The sequence below is a fragment of the Streptomyces sp. genome, assembly GCF_036566765.1.
Lineage (GTDB): Bacteria > Actinomycetota > Actinomycetes > Streptomycetales > Streptomycetaceae > Streptomyces.
On sequence record NZ_DATCVQ010000657.1, the window covers coordinates 1 to 23,291 of the forward strand.

21 protein-coding genes are annotated in these 23,291 nt (G+C 71.5%); 9 read left to right on the plus strand and 12 right to left on the minus strand.

Features of this window, described 5'->3' with window-relative positions; genetic code table 11:
- From VIU94_RS38045 to VIU94_RS38080, 8 genes are all read left to right on the plus strand, one after another.
- A partial coding sequence (locus VIU94_RS38045) for a glycerate kinase (protein WP_331919045.1) occupies positions 1–667 on the plus strand: 667 nt, incomplete at its 5' end.
- 158 nt (positions 668–825) lie between these two features.
- A complete protein-coding gene (locus VIU94_RS38050) occupies positions 826–960 on the plus strand; it encodes a hypothetical protein (protein WP_331919047.1) in 135 nt (44 codons plus the stop codon).
- Positions 961–1,038: 78 nt separating this feature from the next.
- The gene (gene fusA / locus VIU94_RS38055) at positions 1,039–3,078 is read left to right on the plus strand and encodes an elongation factor G (protein ID WP_331919049.1); all 2,040 of its coding nucleotides are present in this window, start codon (positions 1,039–1,041) and stop codon (positions 3,076–3,078) included.
- Positions 3,079–3,408: 330 nt separating this feature from the next.
- Positions 3,409–4,227 carry an ABC transporter ATP-binding protein gene (locus VIU94_RS38060; protein ID WP_331919051.1) on the plus strand — a complete coding sequence of 273 codons (819 nt, stop codon included), beginning with the start codon at positions 3,409–3,411 and terminating at the stop codon, positions 4,225–4,227.
- A complete protein-coding gene (locus VIU94_RS38065; RefSeq protein ID WP_331919053.1) occupies positions 4,224–5,009 on the plus strand; it encodes an ABC transporter ATP-binding protein in 786 nt (261 codons plus the stop codon). Before VIU94_RS38060 ends, VIU94_RS38065 begins: the two co-directional genes overlap by 4 nt.
- The gene (locus VIU94_RS38070) at positions 5,006–5,896 is read left to right on the plus strand and encodes a branched-chain amino acid ABC transporter permease (RefSeq protein ID WP_331919055.1); all 891 of its coding nucleotides are present in this window, start codon (positions 5,006–5,008) and stop codon (positions 5,894–5,896) included. Before VIU94_RS38065 ends, VIU94_RS38070 begins: the two co-directional genes overlap by 4 nt.
- Positions 5,889–6,983 (plus strand): branched-chain amino acid ABC transporter permease, encoded by a 1,095-nt coding sequence (locus VIU94_RS38075; protein ID WP_331919056.1) that lies wholly within the window; start codon positions 5,889–5,891, stop codon positions 6,981–6,983. Before VIU94_RS38070 ends, VIU94_RS38075 begins: the two co-directional genes overlap by 8 nt.
- A complete protein-coding gene (locus VIU94_RS38080; protein ID WP_331919057.1) occupies positions 6,980–8,254 on the plus strand; it encodes an ABC transporter substrate-binding protein in 1,275 nt (424 codons plus the stop codon). The genes VIU94_RS38075 and VIU94_RS38080 overlap by 4 nt, the downstream gene beginning before the upstream one ends.
- A gap of 7 nt (positions 8,255–8,261) precedes the next feature.
- Here the strand turns inward: VIU94_RS38080 and VIU94_RS38085 are convergent, their stop codons facing one another.
- The 10 genes from VIU94_RS38085 to VIU94_RS38130 all read right to left on the minus strand — a co-directional run bounded on the left by VIU94_RS38085 (position 8,262) and on the right by VIU94_RS38130 (position 20,166).
- Positions 8,262–9,134 carry an NAD-dependent epimerase/dehydratase family protein gene (locus VIU94_RS38085; protein WP_331919058.1) on the minus strand — a complete coding sequence of 291 codons (873 nt, stop codon included), beginning with the start codon at positions 9,132–9,134 and terminating at the stop codon, positions 8,262–8,264.
- Positions 9,135–9,280: 146 nt separating this feature from the next.
- A complete protein-coding gene (pssA, locus tag VIU94_RS38090) occupies positions 9,281–10,138 on the minus strand; it encodes a CDP-diacylglycerol--serine O-phosphatidyltransferase (RefSeq protein WP_331919117.1) in 858 nt (285 codons plus the stop codon).
- Complete coding sequence (locus VIU94_RS38095) at positions 10,131–10,787, minus strand: phosphatidylserine decarboxylase (protein WP_331919119.1); 657 nt, start codon at positions 10,785–10,787, stop codon at positions 10,131–10,133. Before VIU94_RS38095 ends, pssA begins: the two co-directional genes overlap by 8 nt.
- Positions 10,788–10,958: 171 nt before the next feature.
- On the minus strand, positions 10,959–12,164 hold the full coding sequence (locus tag VIU94_RS38100; RefSeq protein ID WP_331919059.1) for an acyl-CoA dehydrogenase family protein: 1,206 nt from the start codon (positions 12,162–12,164) through the stop codon (positions 10,959–10,961).
- Positions 12,165–12,166: 2 nt separating this feature from the next.
- Positions 12,167–12,691, minus strand: a complete 525-nt coding sequence (locus VIU94_RS38105; protein WP_331919061.1) for a MaoC family dehydratase — start codon at positions 12,689–12,691, stop codon at positions 12,167–12,169.
- A 5-nt stretch (positions 12,692–12,696) separates the two neighbouring features.
- Positions 12,697–13,662 (minus strand): HpcH/HpaI aldolase/citrate lyase family protein, encoded by a 966-nt coding sequence (locus tag VIU94_RS38110; RefSeq protein WP_024759161.1) that lies wholly within the window; start codon positions 13,660–13,662, stop codon positions 12,697–12,699.
- Positions 13,659–15,686 (minus strand): ethylmalonyl-CoA mutase, encoded by a 2,028-nt coding sequence (locus tag VIU94_RS38115; protein ID WP_331919063.1) that lies wholly within the window; start codon positions 15,684–15,686, stop codon positions 13,659–13,661. Before VIU94_RS38115 ends, VIU94_RS38110 begins: the two co-directional genes overlap by 4 nt.
- Before the next feature lie 14 nt (positions 15,687–15,700).
- Positions 15,701–17,038 carry a crotonyl-CoA carboxylase/reductase gene (ccrA, locus tag VIU94_RS38120; RefSeq protein ID WP_331919065.1) on the minus strand — a complete coding sequence of 446 codons (1,338 nt, stop codon included), beginning with the start codon at positions 17,036–17,038 and terminating at the stop codon, positions 15,701–15,703.
- A 415-nt stretch (positions 17,039–17,453) separates the two neighbouring features.
- Positions 17,454–18,293: a TetR family transcriptional regulator gene (locus VIU94_RS38125; RefSeq protein WP_331919067.1), complete on the minus strand. Its 840-nt coding sequence runs from the start codon at positions 18,291–18,293 to the stop codon at positions 17,454–17,456.
- A 91-nt stretch (positions 18,294–18,384) separates the two neighbouring features.
- Positions 18,385–20,166: a 3-hydroxyacyl-CoA dehydrogenase family protein gene (locus tag VIU94_RS38130; protein WP_331919069.1), complete on the minus strand. Its 1,782-nt coding sequence runs from the start codon at positions 20,164–20,166 to the stop codon at positions 18,385–18,387.
- Between the two features lie 301 nt (positions 20,167–20,467).
- Between VIU94_RS38130 and VIU94_RS38135 the strand changes: the two genes are divergently transcribed.
- On the plus strand, positions 20,468–21,064 hold the full coding sequence (locus tag VIU94_RS38135) for a HEAT repeat domain-containing protein (protein WP_331919071.1): 597 nt from the start codon (positions 20,468–20,470) through the stop codon (positions 21,062–21,064).
- 37 nt (positions 21,065–21,101) lie between these two features.
- On the opposite strand, the gene VIU94_RS38140 is transcribed toward VIU94_RS38135, so the two are convergent.
- Both VIU94_RS38140 and VIU94_RS38145 read right to left on the minus strand, forming a co-directional pair.
- Entirely contained in the window at positions 21,102–21,515 is a 414-nt protein-coding gene (locus VIU94_RS38140) for a RidA family protein (protein WP_331919073.1), read from the minus strand.
- Positions 21,516–21,592: 77 nt separating this feature from the next.
- The gene (locus VIU94_RS38145) at positions 21,593–23,272 is read right to left on the minus strand and encodes an alpha/beta hydrolase (RefSeq protein ID WP_331919075.1); all 1,680 of its coding nucleotides are present in this window, start codon (positions 23,270–23,272) and stop codon (positions 21,593–21,595) included.
- Between the last annotated feature and the right edge of the window lie 19 nt (positions 23,273–23,291).

The following is a 23,291-nucleotide window of genomic DNA, read 5'->3' on the forward strand; positions in this document are numbered from 1 at the left end:
GGGCGAGCCCGTCGGCCCCGGCGGCGCGGCGCTGGCCGAGCTGGCCTTCGCCGACCTGTCCGACCTCGACCCGCGCTTCGCGGGCGTCGACCTGATCCTCGCCAGCGACGTCGACAACCCGCTGACCGGGCCGAAGGGCGCGCCGGCGGTGTACGGCCCGCAGAAGGGCGCGTCCCCGCAGGACGTGCAGACCCTGGACGCGGCGCTGTCGCACTTCGTGACCGTGCTCGAGAAGGCCATCGGCCCGAAGGCGGCGGAGTGCGCGGTCGCGCCCGGCGCGGGCGGCGCGGGCGGCATCGGGTACGGCGCCCTCGTCGGCCTCGACGCGAGCTTCCGCCCCGGCATCGAGCTGATGCTGGAGGTGCTGGGCTTCGCCCCGGCCCTGGAGCGCGCCACCCTGGTCATCACCGGCGAGGGCTCCCTCGACGAGCAGACCCTGCACGGCAAGGCCCCCGCGGGCGTCGCCGCGGCGGCGCGCGCGGCCGGCAAGGAGGTCGTCGCGGTCTGCGGCCGCCTCGCCCTGCCGCCCGCGGACCTCGGCGCGGCCGGCATCCGCCGTGCCTACCCGCTGACGGACCTGGAGCCGGACCCGGCCAAGTCCATGCCGAACGCGGGCCCCCTCCTGGAGCAGACGGCGGCGCAGATCGCCCGCGACTTCCTGCTGTAGGACGGCGCTCCGTCTCGTCTCCCCTTCACCCGGTCCGCTCCGCGCGGACCGGGTGAAGTCCGTTGCGGGGAAAAACCGTTGTCGCCGAGGGCAGCGCGCTCCCTACACTCGCGTCCGTACCCGCCAACCGATCAACGACCGCAGAGGGGAGCCCGACCGTGCGCAGCCGTACGTCCGTCACCGCTCCCCCTGCCCGGTCCCGGTCGCCGTTCCGGTACGACGTGATCCTGGCCTCTCCCGCCGCCCGGCGGCGGCTGCGCGCCCGCCTCCGGAATCCCGTGACGCACGCCTGACGTCTTCCTGACGTCGAGGCCTTTCGTCCGGGACATCGCGCTGCCCTTCTCCCGATCACGTTCGAAAGGCCACGGGCCGTGCGCACGCACCTCTCCCACATCCGCAACCTCGGCATCCTCGCTCACGTGGACGCCGGCAAGACCACCGTCACCGAGCGGTTCCTGTACCTCACCGGTGCCACCCACAAGCGCGGCGAGGTCCACGACGGCACCACCGTCACCGACTTCGACCCGCAGGAGCGCGACCGCGGCATCACCATCTTCGCCGCGGCCGTCAGCTGCGACTGGGACGGCCACCGGATCAACCTGATCGACACGCCCGGCCACGTCGACTTCTCCGACGAGGTCGAGCGCTCGCTGCGCGTCCTCGACGGGGCCGTCGCGGTGTTCGACGCCGTGGCGGGCGTCGAGCCGCAGAGCGAGACGGTGTGGCGGCAGGCCGACCGGCACGGGGTCCCGCGGATCGCCTTCGTCAACAAGCTGGACCGGGCGGGCGCAGACCTCGACACGGCCGTCGCCTCGATCCGGGACCGGCTGAACACCGTGCCGCTGGTCGTCCAGCTCCCGATCGGACGCGAGGACGGCTTCACCGGAGTCGTCGACCTGCTCCGCATGCGCGCCCTCGTCTGGGGCGCGGACGACGCCTGCGCCGAGGGCCCCGTGCCCGAGGAGCTGCGCGAGGAGGCGGCGCGCCGCCGCAGGCTCCTGGAGGAGACCGTGGCGGAGCTCCACCCGGCCGCGCTCGACGAGTTCTGCGCCCGCGGGGAGCTCGGCGAGCGGACGCTGGCGGACGCGCTGCGGGAGCTGACGGCCGGCGGCGAGGGCGTGGTCGTGCTGTGCGGATCGGCGTACCGCAACCGCGGGATCGAGCCGCTGCTCGACGCCGTGGTGGCCTACCTGCCGTCGCCGACGGACGTCCCGTCCGTACGCGGCACCCACGACGGGGCCGTGCAGGAGCGGGCCGCCGACCCGACCGCGCCGTTCGCGGGGCTGGTCTTCAAGGTGCACTCGACCGCCACCGGGCGGCTGACCTTCCTGCGGGTGTACGCGGGAACGATACGGAAGGGGGAGACCGTGCTCGACGCGACGGCGGGGCGCACGGAGCGGGTCGGGCGGATCCTGCGCGTCCAGGCCGACCGGAACACCGACGTCGACCGGGCCGTGGCCGGGGACATCGTGGCCGTCGTCGGACCGAAGGCGGCCCGCGCCGGGGCGACGCTGTGCGCCCCGGACGCGCCGCTGCTCTTCGAACCGCCGACGTCGGCGGCGCCCGTGGTGTCGGTCGCCGTCGAGGCCCGCAGGAGCCTGGACACCGACCGGCTCGCGTCGGCGCTGGCCCGCCTCGTCGAGGAGGACCCGTCGCTGGTGGTGCGGACCGATCCGGAGACCGGTCAGACGGTGCTGTCCGGGCTCGGCGAGCTGCACCTGGAGGTCGCGACGGAGAAGATCCGGCGTGCACACGGCCTTGACGTCGCGGTCGGCAGACCGCAGGTCGCGTACCGGGAGACCGTCGTGCGCGGGGTGTCCGGTTTCGTGTACCGGCACGTCAAACAGGACGGCGGGGCAGGGCAGTTCGCCCATGTCGTGCTCGACGTCGAGCCGCTGGACGGGCCGGACGGGACGTTCGCGTTCGGCTCGGCGGTCACCGGCGGCCGGGTGCCGCAGGAGTACGTCCGCGCGGTGGAGGCGGGCTGCCGCGACGCGCTCGCGGAGGGTCCGCTCGGGGGCCATCCGGTGACCGGGGTACGGGTGACGCTCGTCGACGGGGCCACGCACGCCAAGGACTCGTCGGAGCTCGCGTTCCGCACCGCGGCCCGGTTCGCGCTCCGCGACGCGCTGCGCGCCGCGGAGATGACGCTGCTCGAACCGGTGGCTGAGGTGACGGTCACGGCGCCGGACGCCGCCGTCGGCGCGGTCCTCGGCGACCTCGCGGCCCGTCGCGGCCGGATCTCGGGCTCGTCCGCCCACTCCGGTACGACGGTCCTGACGGCGACGGTCCCGCTGGCCGAGCTCTTCGGCTACGCGTCCCGCCTCCGCAGCCGCACCCAGGGACGCGCCACCTTCACGACGCGCCCCGCGGGCCACATCCCGCGCGCGTCGGGGGTCGCTCGCACCTGAGCGGCTCCAGGGCCGGCCCCCCACCGCCGGGGGGCCGGCCCGCCGCGCGTCAGAAGCCCGTTCCGCACTGTTGTGCGCGTGCACAAGCCCTCGCCCGCCGCGCTGGTCACCGGCAGCGTTTCGGCCGCCGAGCGTGGACGGACGGCTCCCGCGGTGCTGGGGTGAGCGCCACTGAACACGCCACGGAGATCCGAACGGGCCACGGAGATCCGAACGGGCCACGGACATCCGAGCAGGCCACGGAGATCCGAACGGGCCACGGACATCCGAGCAGGCCACGGATATCCGAGCAGGCCACGGATATCCGGACGGGCCATGGAAGGGGAACCAATGGGGGGTAGCGCACTCGCCCTCGAAGTGGCGGACCTGTCGGCGGGGTACGGACCGGTCCGCGCCCTGCGGCAGGTGTCGCTGGCCGTGCCGGAGGGCGCCGTCGTCGCCGTCCTCGGCGGCAACGGCGCCGGCAAGTCCACGCTGCTGCGGGCGATCTCCCGCACGCTCGCGTTCCACGGCGGCGCCGTCGCCTCCGGCACGGTCCGCTTCGGCGGCCGCGCCCTCGACGGGCTGCCGCCCGACCGAGTCGTCGCCGCCGGGGTGTGCCAAGTCCCCGAGGGCCGCCAGGTGTTCGCCCGGATGACGGTCGAGGACAACCTGCGCGCCGGCGCCCTCGGTGCGTCCGGCGACCGGGCCGCGAAGGCCGCCGCTCTGAAGCGGGTGCACGAGCTGTTCCCGGTCCTCGCCGACCGCGCCCGACAGCCCGCCGGGCTGCTCTCCGGCGGCGAACAGCAGATGCTCGCCGTCGGTCGCGCCCTGATGGCCGGGCCCAAGCTGCTGCTGCTCGACGAGCCCTCGCTCGGCCTCGCCCCGCTGATGGCCGCCCGGATCGCCGACACCGTCCGCGAGATCAACGCCCAGGGCACGGCCGTGCTCCTCGTCGAGCAGAACGCCGCCCTCGCGCTGCGGCTCGCCTCCCGCGCGTACGTGCTCGAGGTCGGCGAGGTCACGCTGTCCGGCCCGGCCGGCGAACTCGCCGCCTCCGACGAGGTGCGCCGCCGCTACCTCGGCGTCGTCGACGAGACCGCCGCCGCGGACGCGGCCGACGCGGCGAGCGCCCACCCCGTGCTCTCCCGCTGGGAGGACGCAGGATGACCCAGCAGCCCGTCCCCGCCCTCGAAGTGCGGGGCCTCACCGTCAAGTTCGCCGGACTCACCGCGCTCGACGCCGTCGGATTCACCGTCCGGCCCGGCACCGTCCACGCCGTCATCGGACCCAACGGCGCGGGCAAGTCCACCTGCTTCAACGTGCTCTCCGGGGTCTACCGGGCCACCTCCGGCAGTGTCCGCTTCGGCGACCACGAACTCACCGGACTGCCCCCGCACAAGATCGCCGGCCTCGGCGTCGCCCGGATCTTCCAGAACCTCGCCCTGCCGCCGCACGCCACCGTCGAGGACAGCCTCCTGCTCGGCCGGCACCGGCTCACCCGCACCGGATTCCTCGCCGCCGGACTGCGCCTGCCGTCCGCCGCCCGCGAGGAGGCCCGGCACCGCGAACGGGTCCGCGAGATCGCCGCGTTCGTCGGCCTGGAGAAGGAGCTCGCCCAGCCCGCGGGAGCGCTCCCGTACGGCAAGCAGAAGCTCGCCGAACTCGCCCGCGCGCTCTGCATGGAGCCGAAGCTGCTGCTGCTCGACGAGCCCGTCGCCGGCATGACCGCCGACGAACGCCGCCGCACCGCCGCCGTCGTCGCCGGCGTCCGCGACAGCCTCGGCATCTCGATCGTCCTCGTCGAGCACGACATGGGCGTCGTGATGCGGCTCGCCGACAGCGTCACCGTCCTCGACTTCGGCCGCCGCATCGCCGACGGCGCCCCCGGCGAGGTACAGAACGACCCGGCGGTCGTCCGCGCCTACCTCGGAGAGGAGACCGCCGCGTGACGACCTTCGCCGAATTCCTGCTCAACGGCGTGTCCTTGGGATCCATCTACGCGCTCATCGCGCTCGGCTTCGTGGTGATCTTCCGCGCCACCGAGGTCGTCAACTTCGCGCACGCCTCGCTGCTGCTCGCCGGCGGCTACGTCACCGCCGTGCTGCACGAGCCGATCGGCTTCTGGCCGGCGCTGCTCGTCGGCATCGCCGGCGCAGCCCTGGTGGGCGCGGCCGTCGAGTTCCTGGTGATGCGCCGCTACCGGGGCTCGGACCACAGCGTCCTCGCCATCGTCACCATCGGCGTCGACATCCTGCTGGCCACCGAGCTGACCCGGCGCATCGGCACCGACATCCTCGCCCTCGGCGACCCGTGGGGCGACGCCGTCGTCACCGTCGGCGGGATCTCCGTCGCCGAGACCCGGATCGCCGCCCTCCTCGCCGCGGCCCTGCTCATCACCGCCTTCCTGCTGGCCTTCCGGCACACCTCCTGGGGCGTCGCGATGCGGGCGGCGGCCGAGAACCAGGAGACCGCCGCCCTGATGGGGATCAGGCTCGGCCGGGTCTCGCTCGGCGCGTGGGCGGTCGCGGGCGGCCTCGCCGCCGTCGCCGCGCTCTTCCTCACCGTGTTCCCCACCCCCGGCCTGGAGCGCTCCACCTCGCTCGCCGCGATGAAGGCCTTCCCCGCCGCGATCCTCGGCGGCCTCGACTCCACGACCGGCGCACTGGTCGGCGGGCTGCTCGTCGGGATCACCGAGTCCCTCGCCACCGGCTACCAGGGGGACCTGACCTTCCTCGGCCGGGGCATCGGCGACCTCGCCCCGTACCTGGTGATGGTCGCGGTGCTGCTGATCCGCCCGGCGGGGCTCTTCGGCACGAAGGAGCCGGCCCGTGTCTGAGACCTCGCCCGTCCTTGCCGCAGGCTCCAGCGCCGTCCTCGCCCGCCCGCGCCTCTGGGCCTGGGCCGCCGCCGGACTCGTACTCCTCGCCTTCCCCTTCTACCTGGACCGCTTCTGGCTCCAGGCCGGGCTGTTCGCCATGGCCGCCGCGATCGGCGCGATCGGCATCAACCTGCTGACCGGCGCGACCGGCCAACTCTCCATGGGACACGCCTTCTTCCTCGCCGTCGGCGCGTACGGCTACTGCGCCTTCGCCGGCGACGGGGCCGACGGGCTCGCCGGTCTCGGCCTGCCCGGCTGGCTGGCCGCCGCGCTCGCCGTCGCCCTCGCCGGCCTGGCCGGGGGCGTGTTCAGCCCGATCGCGGGCCGGCTGCGCGGCGCGTACCTCGGCATCGCCACGCTCGCGCTGATCTTCATCGGCCAGCATGTCCTGTTCAACGCGCACGACCTCACCGGCGGCTTCAACGGCCGGGCCGTGCCGCCGCTCAACCTCTTCGGGATCGCCTTCGACGACACCGAACTCCTCGTCGCCCAGGTGCCGTTCGGGGCCGCCGAGAAGCTCTGGTACCTCGGCCTCGCCCTGCTCCTCGCGGGCGCGCTGTTCGCCCGCGGCGTGCTCCGCGGCCGCCCCGGACGCGCCATGAACGCGATCCGGGACCACCGGATCGCCGCCGGCGTCATGGGCATCCCGGTGGCGCGCTACCGCGCCGCCGTCTTCGTCCTGTCGTCGATGTACGCGGGGCTCGCCGGGGTGCTGCTCGCGCTGGTCTTCCAGCGGACCGTGCCGGAGTACTTCGGCATGATGCTCTCCCTCGAATACCTGGCCATGATCGTCATCGGCGGTCTCGGGTCGGTCGCCGGTGCGGTGGTCGGAGCGGTCTTCGTCTCCCTCCTGCCGCAGCTCCTCAACCGGTACAGCGACGCGCTTCCCCTGGTCTCCGCCCCCGGGACGGGCGGTATCGCACCGGGGGAGGCCGCGCGCTTCCTGTACGGCGCCGCCGTCGTCGCGGTGGTGCTCTTCCTGCCCGGCGGCCTGGTCCGGCTCGCCGCCCGGCGCACCCGGCAACCCTCAGGGGAGGAACGATGAACCACCGACGACAGGCCGTGCGGGGTCTGACCGCCGCACTCGCCGTACTGGTCGCGCTGACCGCGGCCGGCTGCAGCTCCAAGGCGAAGACCGGCGAGGGCGCGAGCGCCGGCAAGGGCGGCGTCAAGGCCGGGGAGGGCGTCACCGACACGACCATCGCGGTCGGCGCGCTCACCGACATGACGGGGGTGTACGCCACCCTCGGCAAGAGCATCACGCAGGCGCAGCAGCTGTACGTGAAGCAGGTCAACGCGGCCGGCGGGATCTGTGGGCGGCAGCTGGAGCTGACCGTCCGCGACCACGGGTACGACCCGCAGAAGGCGCTCGCCGCGTACACCGAGCTGGAGCCGAAGGTGGTCGGCTACAGCCAGTTCATCGGCTCGCCGTTCGTCGCCGCGGCCAAGCAGCGCATCGACGGCCAGGACAAGGTGCTCGTCCTCCCGCAGGCCTGGTCGGCCTCGCTGCTCGGCAGCCCGTACATCCGGGTGCTCGGCTCGACGTACGACGTGGAGACGATCAACGCGGTCGACTTCCTCGTCGCGGAGAAGGGGCTGAAGAGGGGCGACAAGCTCGGGCACGTGTACTTCGAGGGCGACTACGGCGAGAACGCGCTGGTCGGCTCCAAGCACGCGGCCGGGAAGGCCGGTCTTACGGTGGTCGAGCAGAAGATCAAGCCGACCGACAGCGACATGTCGGCGCAGGTCGCGGCGCTGAAGCAGGCCGGCGTCAAGGCCATCGTCATCAGCGCGGGCCCCCGGCAGGCGGCCTCGCTCGTCGGCGTCGCGGCGGCGACCGGGCTCCGGATCCCGATCATCGGCAACAACTCGGCGTTCTCGCCGCAACTGCTCGGCACACCGGCCGGCCCGGCCCTGGAGAAGATGTACTACGTCGCCTCCCCGAGCCTCCCGATCGGCGCGGACACCCCGGTCGCTCAGAAGCTGGTCGCCGACTACCAGGCCGCCTACCCGAAGGACAGCCTCGACAACGGCATCGTCGCCGGCTGGACCGCGGCGACGGTCTTCGGCGAGGCCCTGAAGAAGGCCTGCGACGCGAAGGACCTGACCCGCGAGGGCGTGGACAAGGCCCTCCTGTCGATCACCGCCCACGACGCGGGCTTCGGCATGAAGCACGACTTCACGGACCCGCAGTCCCCCTCGTCGAAGGAGAGCGCCATCCTCCAGCCGGCGAAGTCCGTCCCGGGCGGCATGCGCACGGTGCGCCGGCCGTCGGTCTCGGCGGCGGCCCAGTCCTTCACCCCGAAGACGGGCTGACCGCGGATCAGTCGCCCTGGGCGGCGAAGCCCGCGCGCCAGGTCGGGTGCGTCGGGCGCCAGCCCAGGGCTCGGGCCCTGGTGTTCGACGCGCCGCGAGCCCAGGGGAGCGCGCCCTCGGCCGGGGGCGGGGCGGGTGTGCCCAGCGCCTTGGCCAGCGCCGGGAGCCAGGCTCGGGACGGGGCCGGGGCGTCGTCCACGATGTTGTACGCGCCCGGCGGCCATGTCAGCGCCTGCAGGGCCGCCTCCGCCGCGTCCGCGACGTGGACGAAGGAGCTCACGGAGTCGTCCGCCGTCAGGCTGCCCAGGAAGCGGGCCTCCGGGGCGCCGGCCAGCGCGGCCGCGACCGCGCCGCCGGGGGCGTACCAGGTGCCGGGGCCGTACAGGATGCCGTAGCGCAGCACGACCGCCTCGGGGAGCTCGGAGACCTGGTCCTCCAGGGCGCGGGCTCCGCCGACGATCCGCGCGCGGGGCAGCTCGTCGGTGGGGTCGAGCGGTACGGATTCGCCGGCCGGGCCGGGGCCGGGGGCGTACGCCCAGGCGATCGACTGGGCGACGATCCGCTCGACGCCGGCCGCCTTCGCCGCGTCCACCAGGTTCCGGGTGCCCTCGTGCCGGAGTCGGTTGTTCGCCGCCCCGTCCGCCGTGCTGAGGTCCGTGAGCTGGTGCACGATCGCGTCCGGCGCGGCCGCCGCCACCGCCGCCCGCAGCCCGTCCGCGTCCAGCGCGTCGACCCGCACCGCCCGCGCCCCGGCCGCCCGGATCCGGTCGGCCCCGGTCTCCGTACGGGAGGCCCCGACGACCTCGTGTCCGGCGTCGAGCAGCAGGGGGACGAGCAGCCGGCCCACGGCGCCGGTCGCGCCCGCGACGAAGATCATCATGGCCTTCAGAATAGGGGCCCGGCGTCTTTGTCACGTCGAGGAAACTACGGAATGTGAAGCGCGGGCCCGCCAAGCGCCTTCCGGAGCAGGCATGCGGAAGGGCCCGGAGGCGATCGCCTCCGGGCCCTTCCTGCAAACCGTCCTGCTTACTGCGCCTGCGCCGCGCGAGCCTCGCGGCTCTCGCGCCGGTTGTCCCGGAAGGTGTTCACCCGCCGCGCCGTGGCGAAGAGCGGGATCACCGCGCCCAGGACCACCTGCAGCGCGCAGCCGGTCTGGAGCAGCAGCGCACCGCCCGGCGCGTCGAACGCCCACGCCGCCAGCAGGCCCATCGCGCCGACGATCCAGCTGAGCATCGCCACCGCGAGGATGCCCCGCGGCTTCGGGTACTCGACCCGGCTCACCATCAGCCAGGCCACTCCGATGATCGCGAGCAGCGTCGGGATGAACGGCAGCTCGAGGAGCACGATCGAGACGACGGTCAGCGCGCCGAAGGGGCTCGGCATGCCCTGGAACATGCCGTCCTTCATGGTCACGCAGGAGAATCTCGCCAGCCGCAGCACCACGGCGAGCAGCACCACGATCGCGGCAACCGCCGAGACCTTCTGCTGCGCGCCGGGCGTGACCATGCCGTACACGAGTACGAAGTAGGCCGGGGCCAGACCGAAGCTGATCAGGTCCGAGAGGTTGTCGAGCTCGGCGCCCATCGGGGACGAGCGCAGCTTGCGCGCCACGATGCCGTCGAACAGGTCGAAGATCGCGGCGGCCAGCATCAGGATCACGGCGGTGGCGGCGCTGTTGCGCGCCATGCCGGTCTCGGTGCTGCCTGTGATGTGCGGGATGAGGATGCCGGTGGTGGTGAAGTACACCGCCATGAAGCCGCAGGTGGCGTTGCCGAGCGTGAGGGCGTCCGCTATGGACAGCCTCAGCGACAGCGGCATCTCCTCTTCTTCGGCCTCCGCCTCGGCGTCGGCGACCCAGCCCGCCTGAGTCTCGGGATCAATCACGGTCAATGCGAGTCACCCCCGCGGTCGTGGTCTGACCGACCTCGACAGCGACATCGACACCTTCCGGCAGGTAGATGTCCACGCGCGAGCCGAAGCGGATCAGACCGATGCGGTCGCCCTGCTCGACCTTGGTCCCCTGCGGGATGTACGGCACGATCCGCCGGGCGACGGCGCCCGCGATCTGCACCATCTCGATGTCGCCGAGCTCGGTGTCGAAGTGCCAGACAACGCGCTCGTTGTTCTCGCTCTCCTTGTTGAACGCCGGGACGAACCCGCCGGGGATGTGCTCCACGGACGTCACCGTGCCGGCCAGCGGCGCGCGGTTGACGTGGACGTTCAGCGGGCTCATGAAGATGGCGACCCGGGTCCGGCCGTCCTTCCACGGCATGATGCTCTGCACCACACCGTCGGCGGGGGAGATGACCCGGCCCTGAGCGATCTCGCGCTCGGGGTCGCGGAAGAACCACAACATGCCCGCCGCCAGCGCGGTGGTGGGCACGGCGATGGCCGCGGCGCGCCTGGACTTGCGAGAGCGCGCAAGGCTCAGCGCCGCGGTGGCGACGGTCGGCAGAAGCCACGGCGATGCTCCGCGTGCGATCCGTACGCCGAGGAGGCTGTCGCGAGGTGCAGAGGTTTGGCTGTGGGGCATGGATGACCTTCGTAGCGGATGATGCCGCACTGGCAACGTGGGGACGGCGGCTTTTCCGGCGATGCTATCGGTTGCGGGGCGCAACTGGGAAAGCCAGAAGCCGAGTCGACGGCCGGAAGACGATGACAGGGTGTGATCTTCTTCGCGGCCGAATCGACCCAAATCGGACAATCAACCCTGGAATCGGTACTCCTCGAGCAGCCGGCGACCAATGATCATTTTCTGGATCTCGGCGGTACCTTCGCCGATGAGCAGCATCGGGGCCTCACGGTAGAGGCGCTCGATCTCGTACTCCTTCGAGAACCCGTATCCGCCATGAATACGGAACGCATCCTCCACGACTTCCTTGCAGTATTCGGAGGCGAGGTACTTCGCCATCCCTGCTTCGAGGTCGTTTCGTTCCCCGGAGTCCTTTTTGCGTGCTGCGTTCACCATCATGGCATGAGCAGCCTCGACCTTGGTAGCCATTTCGGCCAGCTTGAACTGGATCGCCTGGTGCTGGGCGATCGGCTTGCCGAAAGTGTGACGCTGCTGGGCATACGAGACACCCAGTTCGAACGCACGCTGAGCGACACCGCAACCACGGGCCGCCACATTCACGCGGCCGACCTCGACGCCGTCCATCATTTGGTAAAACCCTCGACCCGTGGTCCCGCCGAGCACCCTATTGGCCGGAATGCGCAGTCCGTCCATGATGAGTTCGGTGGTGTCGACACCCTTGTAACCCATCTTGTCGATCTTCCCGGGGATGGTGAGGCCGGGGCGGACCTCTCCGAAGCCGGGCTCCTTCTCGACGAGGAAGGTCGTCATCGACTTGTGGGGGGCCGTGCCCTCAGGGTGTCCTTCGTCACTTCGGACGAGAACGGCGACCAGCGTTGACGTTCCGCCATTGGTCAGCCACATCTTCTGGCCGTTCAGGACGTACTCGTCGCCGTCCTTCACCGCCTTGGACGTGATGGCCGACACGTCCGAGCCGAGGCCCGGCTCCGACATCGAGAACGCGCCACGCGTCTCGCCGGCCGCCATCCGCGGAAGGAAGTACTCCTTCTGCTCCTGGGTGCCGTGCTGCTTCAGCATGTACGCCACGATGAAGTGCGTGTTGATGATGCCGGAGACCGACATCCAGCCGCGCGCGATCTCCTCCACGCACAGCGCGTAGGTGAGCAGCGACTCACCCAGACCCCCGTACTCCTCGGGGATCATCAGACCGAAGAGGCCGAGCTCCTTCAGCCCGTCGACGATCTGCTGGGGGTACTCGTCACGGTGCTCCAGCTCGGTCGCGACCGGGATGATCTCCTTGTCGACGAACTCCCGGACGGTCTTGAGGATCTCCTGCTGGACGTCCGTGAGCCCGGCGGTCTGGGCGAGTCGTGCCATGGCTACTTCTCCGACTTCTTGGGGGGCTCGATGAGCTCGGGGCGGCCGGGCTGCTCGCCGCCGCGCGCGTCGATGTACTCGGCGGTCGGGACCATGACCTTGCGGCGGAAGACGCACACGAGGGTGCCGTCCTGCTTGTAGCCCTTGGTCTCGACGTAGACGATGCCGCGGTCGCTCTTCGACTTCGACGGCGTCTTGTCGAGGACGGTGGTCTCGCCGTAGATGGTGTCGCCGTGGAAGGTCGGCGCGACGTGGCGCAGCGACTCGATCTCCAGGTTGGCGATCGCCTTGCCGGAGACGTCCGGGACGGACATGCCGAGCAGCAGCGAGTAGATGTAGTTGCCGACGACGACGTTCTTCTTGAAGTCCGTCGTGTTCTCGGCGTAGTTCACATCCATGTGCAGCGGATGGTGGTTCATCGTCAGCAGACAGAAGAGGTGGTCGTCGTACTCGGTGACCGTCTTGCCGGGCCAGTGCTTGTACACGGCGCCGATCTCGAACTCTTCGTAGGTGCGGCCGAACTGCATCGGACTCAGGCCTCCGGGATCTCGAACTTGCTGGTGCGCTGCATGCCGGCGGCACGGCCCTTGCCGGAGATGACCAGGGCCATCTTGCGGGAGGCCTCGTCGATCATCTCGTCGCCGAGCATCGCGGAGCCCTTCTTCCCGCCGGCCTCGGACGTGTAGTAGTCGTACGCGTCGAGGATCAGCTCGGCGTGGTCGAAGTCCTCCTGCGCGGGCGAGAAGATCTCGTTCGCCGCGGCGACCTGGTCCGGGTGCAGCACCCACTTGCCGTCGAAGCCGAGGGCGGCGGCGCGCTGGGCGACCGCCTTGTAGCCCTCCGGGTTGCGGATCTGGAGGTAGGGGCCGTCGATCGCCTGAAGGTTGTTGGCGCGGGCGGCCATCAGGATGCTCATCAGGATGTGGTGGTACGCGTCCGCCGGGTAGCCGGGCGGCTGCTCGCCGACGACCAGGGACTTCATGTTGATGGAGGCCATGAAGTCGGCCGGGCCGAAGATGATCGTCTCGACGCGCTGCGAGGCCTGGGCGATCGCGTTGACGTTGACGAGGCCCTGGGCGTTCTCGATCTGCGCCTCGATGCCGATCTTGCCGACCTCGAAGCCCATGGTCTTCTCGATCTGGGTGAGCAGCAGGTCGAGGGCGACGATCTGCTGGGCGTCCTGGACCTTCGGCAGCATGATGCAGTCGAGGTTCTGGCCGGCGCCCTCGACGACCGTGACGACGTCGCGGTACGTCCAGTGGGTCGTCCAGTCGTTGACCCGCACGACGCGGGTCTTGCCGGTCCAGTCGCCCTCATTGAGGAACTTCACGATGGTGTGCCGGGCCTCCGGCTTGGCCAGCGGCGCGCAGGCGTCCTCGAGGTCCAGGAAGACCTGGTCGGCGGCCAGTCCCTGGGCCTTCTCCAGGAAGCGCGGGTTGGAGCCGGGGACCGCCAGGCACGAGCGACGGGGGCGGAGCCGGTTCACGGGGCTGGTCATGCGGGGACCTCCAGGGAGTCGAGCTTGTTCGCTTTCCGGATCTCGTCGACGATACGGCCGATGATCTCGGTGATACCGAAGTCCTTCGGTGTGAAGACGGCGGCGACACCCGCTCGCTTCAGTTCTGCGGCGTCGGCGTTCGGGATGATCCCACCGACGATGACCGGCACGTCGTTGGCCCCCGCCTCGCGGAGACGGTCGAGGACGTCCGGGACCAGCTCCGCGTGCGAGCCGGAGAGGATCGACAGACCCACGCAGTGCACGTCCTCGGCGAGAGCCGCGTTGACGATCTGCTCCGGGGTCAGCCGGATGCCCTGGTAGACCACCTCGAAGCCGGCGTCCCGCGCACGCACCGCGATCTGCTCGGCCCCGTTGGAGTGGCCGTCCAGGCCCGGCTTGCCGACCAGGAGCCGCAGCCGTCCGGCGCCCATCTCCTCGGCCGTGCGGGCCACCTTCTCGCGGACCAGGGCCATCGGGGTGCCCGCCTCGGCCGTGACGGCGACCGGGGCGGAGGAGACGCCCGTGGGGGCCCGGTACTCGCCGAAGACCTCGCGCAGCGCCCCGGCCCACTCGCCGGTGGTGACGCCGGCGCGGGCGCACTCCAGGGTGGCCTCCATGAGGTTGCCGGTGCCCTGCGCGGCCTCCTTCAGCCGCTCCAGTGCCTTGCAGGGGCGCGGGTGGTTGAACGGCGGCTGGTAGCGGTTGTCGCGCCAGTCCTTCAGCGAGCCGACCACCCGGGCCTCGACCGCCGGGTCGACCGTCATGATCGCGGTGTCGAGGTCCGAGGTGAGCGGGTTCTCCTCGGTGGTCTCGAAGATGTTGACGCCGACGATCTTCTCGTCGCCGGCCTCGATCCGGGCGCGGCGCTCGGCGTGCGAGGAGACCAGCTGCGACTTGAGGTAGCCGGACTCGACGGCCGCCATCGCGCCGCCCATCTCCTGGATCCGGTCGATCTCGGCCAGGCACTCGGCGACCAGGGCGTCCACCTTGGCCTCGACGACGTGCGAGCCGGCGAAGATGTCCTCGTACTCCAGCAGGTCGGACTCGTGGGCGAGCACCTGCTGGATGCGCAGCGACCACTGCTGGTCCCAGGGCCGGGGCAGGCCCAGCGCCTCGTTCCAGGCGGGGAGTTGCACGGCGCGGGCGCGGGCGTCCTTGGAGAGCGTGACGGCCAGCATCTCCAGGACGATGCGCTGGACGTTGTTCTCCGGCTGGGCCTCGGTCAGGCCGAGGGAGTTGACCTGGACGCCGTAGCGGAAGCGGCGCTGCTTGGCGTTCTCGATGCCGTACCGCTCCAGCGTGACCTTGTCCCAGATGCGGCCGAAGGCGCGCATCTTGCACATCTCCTCGATGAAGCGGACGCCGGCGTTCACGAAGAACGAGATCCGGGCGACCACCTCGCCGAACCGCTCCTCGGGCACCTGGCCCGAGTCGCGGACGGCGTCGAGGACCGCGATCGCGGTGGACATCGCGTACGAGATCTCCTGGACCGGAGTGGCCCCGGCCTCCTGCAGGTGGTAGCTGCAGATGTTGATCGGGTTCCACTTCGGGATGTGGTTGACCGTGTACGCGATCATGTCCGTCGTGAGGCGGAGCGAGGGGCCGGGCGGGAAGACGTGCGTCCCGCGCGACAGGTACTCCTTCACGATGTCGTTCTGCGTGGTGCCCTGGAGCTGGGTGATGTCCGCACCCTGCTCCTCGGCGACCACCTGGTAGAGCGCCAGCAGCCACATGGCGGTGGCGTTGATGGTCATCGAGGTGTTCATCTGCTCCAGCGGGATGTCCTGGAACAGCCGGCGCATGTCACCGAGGTGCGAGACCGGGACCCCGACCCGGCCGACCTCGCCGCGGGCGAGGATGTGGTCGGGGTCGTAGCCGGTCTGCGTCGGCAGGTCGAAGGCGACCGAGAGACCGGTCTGCCCCTTCGCCAGATTGCGCCGGTACAGCTCGTTGGACGCCTCGGCGGTGGAGTGACCGGCGTACGTCCGCATGAGCCACGGCCGGTCCTTCTGACGCTCTGTCATCTATGGTCCCGGGGTCAGATGTTACGGAAGCGGTTGATGGCGTCGATGTGCTTCTCGCGCAGCTCCGGGTTGCTGACGCCCAGGCCCTCCTCGGGGGCCAGCGCGAGCACGCCGACCTTGCCCTGGTGCAGGTTGCGGTGCACGTCGTACGCGGCCTGGCCGGTCTCCTCCAGGGAGTAGACCTTCGAGAGCGTCGGGTGGATCTTGCCCTTGGCGACCAGGCGGTTGGCCTCCCACGCCTCGCGGTAGTTGGCGAAGTGCGAGCCGATGATGCGCTTCAGCGACATCCACAGGTAGCGGTTGTCGTACTCGTGGTTGTAGCCGGACGTCGAGGCGCAGGTGACGATCGTGCCGCCCTTGCGGGTGACGTACACCGAGGCGCCGAAGGTCTCGCGGCCCGGGTGCTCGAAGACGATGTCCACGTCCTCGCCGCCGGTGAGCTCGCGGATGCGCTTGCCGAAGCGCTTCCACTCCTTCGGGTCCTGGGTGTGCTCGTCCTTCCAGAACTTGTAGCCCTCGGCGTTGCGGTCGATGACCGCCTCGGCGCCCATGGCCCGGCAGATGTCGGCCTTCTCGGGGGAGGAGACGACACAGATCGGGTTGGCGCCGCCGGCCAGCGCGAACTGGGTGGCGTACGAGCCGAGTCCGCCGCTAGCGCCCCAGATGAGCACGTTGTCGCCCTGCTTCATGCCGGCGCCGTTGCGGGAGACCAGCTGGCGGTACGCGGTGGAGTTGACGAGGCCCGGGGACGCCGCCTCCTCCCAGCTCAGGTGGCCGGGCTTCGGCATCAGCTGGTTCGACTTGACGAGCGCGATCTCCGCCAGGCCGCCGAAGTTGGTCTCGAAGCCCCAGATGCGCTGCTCGGGGTCGAGCATCGTGTCGTTGTGGCCGTCCGAGGACTCCATCTCGACCGAGAGACAGTGCGCGACGACCTTGTCGCCGGGCTTCCAGGCGTTGACGCCCGGGCCGGTGCGCAGGACGACGCCCGCGAGGTCGGAGCCGATGATGTGGTACGGCAGGTCGTGGCGCTTGCTGAGGTCGGAGAGCCGGCCGTAGCGCTCCAGGAAGCCGAAGGTCGACACCGGCTCGAAGATCGAGGTCCAGACCGAGTTGTAGTTGACCGAGCTGGCCATGACGGCGACCAGGGCCTCGCCCGGGCCCAGCTCGGGCAGCGGGACGTCGTCGAGGTGCAGCGACTTGCGCGGGTCCTTGTCGCGGCTGGCGAGCCCGGCGAACATCTCGGTCTCGTCCTTGTGCACGGTGATCGCGCGGTAGGACTCGGGCAGCTCGATGTTGGCGAAGTCCTCGGACGTGGAGTCCGGCGACTGGATCGCGTCCAGGATGTCCTTCACGGTATGCCTCCGGCGGTGCGGCTGTGCGAGGGGGAGCGATGAGGGAGTCCCCCCTCGGATCGAGGGTTGAGGGGTGCTGCTGTGGAGGTGTGCCGTCGGTTCGGCGGGGGTGGTGCGGTGGCTGCGCCGGGGTAGGGCGCAAAGGGTGCCTGTGACGCAGGCGTCCGGGCGCACAAGCGAAGTCGCTTGCGGGGACAGCCGACGCACGAGGAGATCTCTGCGCGCCGGCCGCCCGGACAACTTCAACGTATGGCACGCCGTGTCACCACGCAAGGCACTGCGTGCCAACAATTTCACTCAGATGCAATCCGCCGGTCACACATGAGCGATGATCGATCAGAATGGGCGCTCACCAGCGAAAACGGCCGCCCCCGAGTGGGGACGGCCGTTGTTCTGATCGATCGTTTCGGCGGGCTCAGCTCTCCGAGAGTGCCTGCCGGATGGTCCGCATGACCTCGTCCAGCGGGGCGTCGGTACGCGCCACGGCGACGAGTACGCCGCCCTCGGTGGAGGCGGTCGCCGCGGGCTGCGCAGGCTCCGCGGGAGCCGTCTGGGCGGTCGGTGCGGCCGCCGCCGTGGGCCGCGCCCCTATGCCGGAGCCGAAGGTCTCCCGCACGATCGCGAAGGCGTGGTCCAGCTGGGCCTCCACGTCGCCCTGACCGCCTGCCCGCAGCCAGCGTCGCAGCACGTGGTTGTGCGCGGTGACGACCGCGGAGGCGGCCACCTCGGCCAGCAGCGGGTCGTCGTTGCCGTCGTGGTGGTCCCGCTCGTCGAAATGACCCAGCAGATACCGGGTGAACAGCCGCTCGTAGCGGGCCACCGAGGCGATCTCCCGCTCCCGCAGGGTGGGCACCTCGCGGGTGAGCCGGTAGCGCTCCACGGAGACCGCGGGGGACCCCGCGTACATCTTCATGACTTCCTTGATGCCCCGGCAGACGGTGTCCAGCGGGTGCTCGTGCGGCGGCGCGGCGTTGAGCACCGCCTCCGCGCGCACCAGGGTGTCGTCGTGATCGGGGAAGATCGCCTCTTCCTTGGAGCGGAAGTGGCGGAAGAAGGTCCGCCGGGCCACGCCGGCGCGGGCCGCGATCTCGTCGACCGTGGTCGCCTCGTACCCCTTGGTCGCGAAGAGCTCCATGGCCGCCGTCGCCAGTTCCCGCCGCATCTTGAGCCGCTGGGCGGCGGCGCGGCTGCCCGCGGCGCTCTCCGGGGCGTCGGGCTGAGGTGTGGCACGGGGTGTCTTAGCGGCCTTGGACATGTCCTGAACGTACTGCATCGGTGCAGGAGAGTGCGCCTGCGGGGGCGGGCCGCCGGTGGGCTCCAGCAGCCCGCCCCACCCCGCGTACGGATCAGCGGCGGGCATATTCGCGGAAGCCGCGCCCCGTCTTGCGGCCCAGGCAGCCCGCGGCCACCAGGTGCTCCAGGAGCGGGGCCGGGGCCAGGCCCGGGTCCCGGAACTCGCGGTGCAGCACCTGCTCGATGGCGAGCGAGACGTCCAGGCCGACCACGTCGAGCAGCTCGAACGGTCCCATCGGGTAGCCGCCGCCCAGCTTCATCGCGGCGTCGATGTCGTCGAGCGTGGCGTAGTGCTGCTCGACCATCTTGATCGCGTTGTTCAGGTACGGGAAGAGCAGCGCGTTCACGATGAAGCCGGCCCGGTCGCCACAGTCCACCGGGTGCTTCTTGATCTTCGCGGTGACCTCGCGGACGGTGGCGTGGACGTCGTCGGCGGTCAGCACCGTGCGGACGATCTCCACCAGCTTCATGGCCGGGGCCGGGTTGAAGAAGTGCATGCCGATGACGTCCTGCGGGCGCGAGGTGGCGCGGGCGCAGGCGACGACCGGCAGCGAGGAGGTGGTGGTGGCCAGCACCGCGCCCGGCTTGCAGATCTTGTCCAGCGTGCCGAACAGCTGCTGCTTGACCGCCAGGTCCTCGGCGACCGCCTCGACCGCCAGGTCGACGTCGGCGAAGGCGTCGAGCGAGCCGGCCGGGGTGATCCGGGCCAGCGTCTCGTCGCGGGCCTCGGGCGTCATCCGGCCCTTGTCCACGGAGCGGCCCAGCGACTTGGCGATCCGCGCCTTGGCGGTCTGGGCCTTCTCGTCCGAGCGGGCGGCCAGGACGACGTCGTACCCGGCCTTGGCGAAGACCTCGGCGATGCCGGAGGCCATCGTGCCGGAGCCGGCGACGCCGACCGAGCGGACCTCGCGCCCGCCGTCGGCCGCGGCGGCCTCCAGCGGGGTCAGCGCGTCGCGGACCACGGCGGCGGAGCCGGGAGCCTCGTACGTGTAGAAGCCGCGGCCCGACTTGCGGCCGGTCAGGCCCGCCTCGCTGAGCTGCTTCAGGATCGGGGCGGGGGCGTGCAGCCGGTCCTGGGACTCGCTGTACATCGCCTCCAGGACGGTGCGGGCGGTGTCGACGCCGATCAGGTCGAGCAGCGCCAGCGGGCCCATCGGAAGGCCGCAGCCCAGCCGCATCGCGGCGTCGATGTCCTCGCGGGAGGCGTACTTGGCCTCGTACATCGCCGCGGCCTGGTTGAGGTAGCCGAAGAGCAGCCCGTCGGCGACGAAGCCGGGGCGGTCGCCGACCGCGACAGGCTCCTTGCCCAGATCGAGCGCGAGCGAGGTGACGGCCTCGACGGCCTGCGGGGCGGTGAGCACCGAGGAGACCACCTCGACCAGCTTCATCGCCTGGACCGGGGTGAAGAAGTGCAGGCCCAGGACCCGCTCGGGGTGCGCCGAGTCGGCGGCGAGCCGCGTGACGGAGAGCGCGTTGGTGCCGGTGGCGATGATCGCGTCCGGGCGGATGATCGCGTCGAGCGCCCGGAACACCTCCTGCTTGGCCTCGTACGACTCGGGCACGACCTCGATCACGAGGTCGGCGTCGGCGGCGGCCTGCAGATCGGTGAAGGTGCGGAAGCGGGCCAGGACGTCCTGCCGCTCCTCCTCCGTGATGCGCTCGCGGCTCACGGCGCGGGCCGTGGAGGCCTCCAGGGCGGTGGCGGCCTGACGGGCGGCGGCCTCGCTGATGTCGATGCCGATGACCTCACGGCCGGCCCGGGCGAGCACGTCGGCGATGCCGGCGCCCATGGTGCCGAGGCCGACGACGGCGATGGTGGAGAGAGGGGTGTCCATCAGGGGACTCCTGGGAGGGAAGAGTGACGACTGAGGGCGGCGATGCGGGAGCGAACGAATCGCGGAGAACACGCGTCGCGAGAATGCGCGGAACGCGCGGGAAAAGGAGCAACGGACTCTGTCCCGGAGCCACGTCGAGAACTGCCGAACCGACAAACTCGATCCCACAACGGCTGCGTCACCAGGCCGTCGTGGGGGTGCGGGGGTTACCCGCTCACTTGAGATTAACCGGCGGGTAACGAGCGCGCCAGCCCTGGGAAGTACAGAAAATGTGATCTGGATCGCGGATACGCTGAACGCCATGGATATCGCTCAGGACCCGGAATTCTGCTCGATGATCGATCGATTGCGGGACGAGATCCAGGACGAGTCGGAAGTCGTCCGGGCGGAATTCGAAGAACTCGTCGCGACCTGGGACGAAAGGGAGTTCGCACGGGTCCTCACCGCACCCGGACAGCCGCTCTGGGCCCGGGAGATCGCGTGCTTCCGGCTCGGCCTCGCGGGGGACGCCCGCGCCTTCGAGGCCCTGGTGCTCCTGCTCAACCACCGCGACCCCGAGCGCTGCGTGTCCGCCGCGTACGCGCTGGCCCGGCTCGGCGACCCGCGCACCGCGCGTGCCGCAGCCGCCCTCGCGACGAACGAACTCCGCGTCGCCTACGCGCTGCTGCCGGTCCGTCTGCTCGCCGAACTGCGCGCGCCCGAGTCCGTGCCGGCGCTGGTGACCGTTCTGGAGCGGCGGCTCGCTGCCGAAGACCCGCACTGGCGGGTGGGCGTCGCCTGCGCCGAGGGGCTGGGCACGCTGGGGGACGGACGGGCCCGGCCCGTCCTGGAGGCGGCGGTCCCGCACCCCAGGCTCGGCCCGGCAGCCCGCGCGGCCCTCGCCCGGCTCGCGGACTGATCAGGGGCGACCCCAGCCCTGATCCGCCGGACAGGCCTTAGGAGGCCCCCTCTTCCGGTACGAGCGCGAACGCCTCGATCTCGATCAGCAGCTCGGGCCGGACGAGCGCGGACACCTGCACCGCCGAACTGGCCGGCAGCGCGGCCGCGCCGAAGGCCTCGTCCCGCGCGGCCCGCACCGCCGGCAGGTGCGCCACGTCCGTGACGAAGTACGTCAGCTTCACCACGTCCCCGAACCCGGCCCCCGCCGCGTCGAGACAGCGCCGCAGATTGGCGAACACCTGACGCGCCTGCGCCGCCGGATCGCCGGCGCCGACCACCGCGCCCGAGGCGTCGAGGGAGCACTGGCCGGATATCGCGACGAACCGGCCCGTGCCCCACACGACATGGCTGTACTGGGGGCTCGGGGCGACCCCGGCGGGGGCGGGCACATGCGTGAGATGCGTCGTCATGCCCGCCATCCTCGCCGACGCCACTGACAACGAGAGCAGCGGGCCGCCGCGCCGGGTGACGTCGTGGCCCTCGGCCCTCAGCCCCGGTGCCCCAGCATCCCGTGCAGGGCCGCGCCGCCCGTCGTTCCGCCCGCCGCGGCGGCCGCCCGGGACTTCCCGGACTTCAGCGGCTGCGGATCCGGCAGCGCCGCGCAGACGGCGTCCGCCTCGGCGGCTGTCCCTTCCTTCGCGCGCGGCACCGTGCCCGACTCCAGGTATCGCACCAGGTGCTCGTCCAGGCACGCGTTGCCGCCGAGCGTCACGGCGTGGTTTCCGCCGCCCTCCTCGACGACCAGGCTGGAGCCGCGTACGGACCGGTGCAGGTTCACGCCGCCCTCGTACGGGGTGGCCGCGTCGTCCGTCGCCTGGAAGAGCAGCATCGGCGGCGCCTGATCGTTCGTCACGTCGACCGGAGTGCGCGACTCCACCGGCCAGAACATGCACGGCGCGTTGTACCAGGCGTTGTTCCAGGTGGAGAAGGGCGCCTTCGCGTGCGCCGCCCAGTTGTCGGCCCGCCACACGGTCCAGTCGCGCGGCCAGGCCGCGTCCCGGCACTGCACGCTCGCGTAGACCGAGTAGCCGTTGTCGTCCGAGGCGTCGGCCGCGCCGAGGTTCCGGTACGCGGCGATCAGCGGCGCGCTGTCCGTCTCGTTGACGTACGCGGCGAAGGCCTCGGCCAGCTGGGGCCAGTAACCGTTGTAGTAGCCGCCGGGCAGGAAGGTGTCCTCCAGCTCGCCCGGGCCGACCGTGTCGCCGGCCGGCGCGGCGCGCAGTCGCTCCCGCATCCCGTACCAGGCCGCCTCGACCGCGGCCGGGTCCGTGCCCAGCCGGTACGTGGCGTCGTGCTTGGCCACCCAGGCGGTGAACGCCTTGTGCCGGGTGTCGAAGGCGAGGTCCTGGGACATGTTGTCCTCGTACCAGACGCCCTTCGGGTCGACCATCGAGTCCAGCACGAACCGGCGCACCCGCTCCGGGTACAGCTTGGCGTACACGGCGCCCAGGTAGGTGCCGTACGAGTAGCCGAAGTAGTTGAGCTGCGGCGCGCCGAGCGCCCGCCGGATCGCGTCGAGGTCCCGCGCCGTGCTCACCGTGTCCATGTGTCGCAGCAGGTCGCCGTACTTGGTCCCGCAGGCGGCCGCGAAGGCGCGGGCCCGCTCCAGGCCGGCCGCCTCGCCCTCGAGGGTGTGGGGCACGGAGTCCGGGCGTACCGGCTTGAAGTGACCGGGCAGGCAGTTCAGGGCCGGCTCGCTGCGGCCGACGCCGCGCGGGTCGAAGCCGATCACGTCGTACTGCGCGGACAACTCCGCCGGCAGCGAGGCGGCCACGAAGCCGGCCATGCCGAGGCCGCTGCCGCCCGGGCCGCCGGGGTTGACCAGCAGCGGGCCCTGGGACTTCGCGGCGGTGTGCGCGATCCGGGACAGCGCGAGCGTGATCGTCCGGCTCTTCGGATCGTCGTGGTCCAGCGGCACCTTGAGGGAGGAGCACTCGAGCCGCGGGTAGCGCTTCGTGGCGCAGGCTCGCCAGATGACCGGGGAGGCCGGGCGGGTGGTCGGATGGGTCGCCGGTTCGGCGGCGGGCCCGTTCGCCGCTTCGGCCGCGGTTCCGTTCGCCGGCGTCGTGGGCGGTTCGGGTGCGGGCGACGCGGACGCGGGCAGGGCGGCGACCGTACCGGCCAGCAGCGCCCCCGCGGCGAACAGCATTCCTGCGCGTGGGTTCATACGGCGTCCGTGCCCGCAA

What these genes read in the sequence shown, in the direction of transcription:
- VIU94_RS38080 (WP_331919057.1), top strand. Translation starts at nt 6,980, where the DNA reads ATGAACCACCGACGACAGGCCGTGCGGGGTCTGACCGCCGCACTCGCC.
- VIU94_RS38125 (WP_331919067.1), bottom strand. Translation starts at nt 18,293, where the DNA reads ATGTCCAAGGCCGCTAAGACACCCCGTGCCACACCTCAGCCCGACGCC.
- VIU94_RS38145 (WP_331919075.1), bottom strand. Translation starts at nt 23,272, where the DNA reads ATGAACCCACGCGCAGGAATGCTGTTCGCCGCGGGGGCGCTGCTGGCC.
- VIU94_RS38130 (WP_331919069.1), bottom strand. Translation starts at nt 20,166, where the DNA reads ATGGACACCCCTCTCTCCACCATCGCCGTCGTCGGCCTCGGCACCATG.
- VIU94_RS38065 (WP_331919053.1), top strand. Translation starts at nt 4,224, where the DNA reads ATGACCCAGCAGCCCGTCCCCGCCCTCGAAGTGCGGGGCCTCACCGTC.
- VIU94_RS38135 (WP_331919071.1), top strand. Translation starts at nt 20,468, where the DNA reads ATGGATATCGCTCAGGACCCGGAATTCTGCTCGATGATCGATCGATTG.
- VIU94_RS38060 (WP_331919051.1), top strand. Translation starts at nt 3,409, where the DNA reads ATGGGGGGTAGCGCACTCGCCCTCGAAGTGGCGGACCTGTCGGCGGGG.
- VIU94_RS38115 (WP_331919063.1), bottom strand. Translation starts at nt 15,686, where the DNA reads ATGACAGAGCGTCAGAAGGACCGGCCGTGGCTCATGCGGACGTACGCC.
- VIU94_RS38110 (WP_024759161.1), bottom strand. Translation starts at nt 13,662, where the DNA reads ATGACCAGCCCCGTGAACCGGCTCCGCCCCCGTCGCTCGTGCCTGGCG.
- VIU94_RS38140 (WP_331919073.1), bottom strand. Translation starts at nt 21,515, where the DNA reads ATGACGACGCATCTCACGCATGTGCCCGCCCCCGCCGGGGTCGCCCCG.
- VIU94_RS38095 (WP_331919119.1), bottom strand. Translation starts at nt 10,787, where the DNA reads ATGCCCCACAGCCAAACCTCTGCACCTCGCGACAGCCTCCTCGGCGTA.
- VIU94_RS38085 (WP_331919058.1), bottom strand. Translation starts at nt 9,134, where the DNA reads ATGATGATCTTCGTCGCGGGCGCGACCGGCGCCGTGGGCCGGCTGCTC.
- VIU94_RS38105 (WP_331919061.1), bottom strand. Translation starts at nt 12,691, where the DNA reads ATGCAGTTCGGCCGCACCTACGAAGAGTTCGAGATCGGCGCCGTGTAC.
- VIU94_RS38100 (WP_331919059.1), bottom strand. Translation starts at nt 12,164, where the DNA reads ATGGCACGACTCGCCCAGACCGCCGGGCTCACGGACGTCCAGCAGGAG.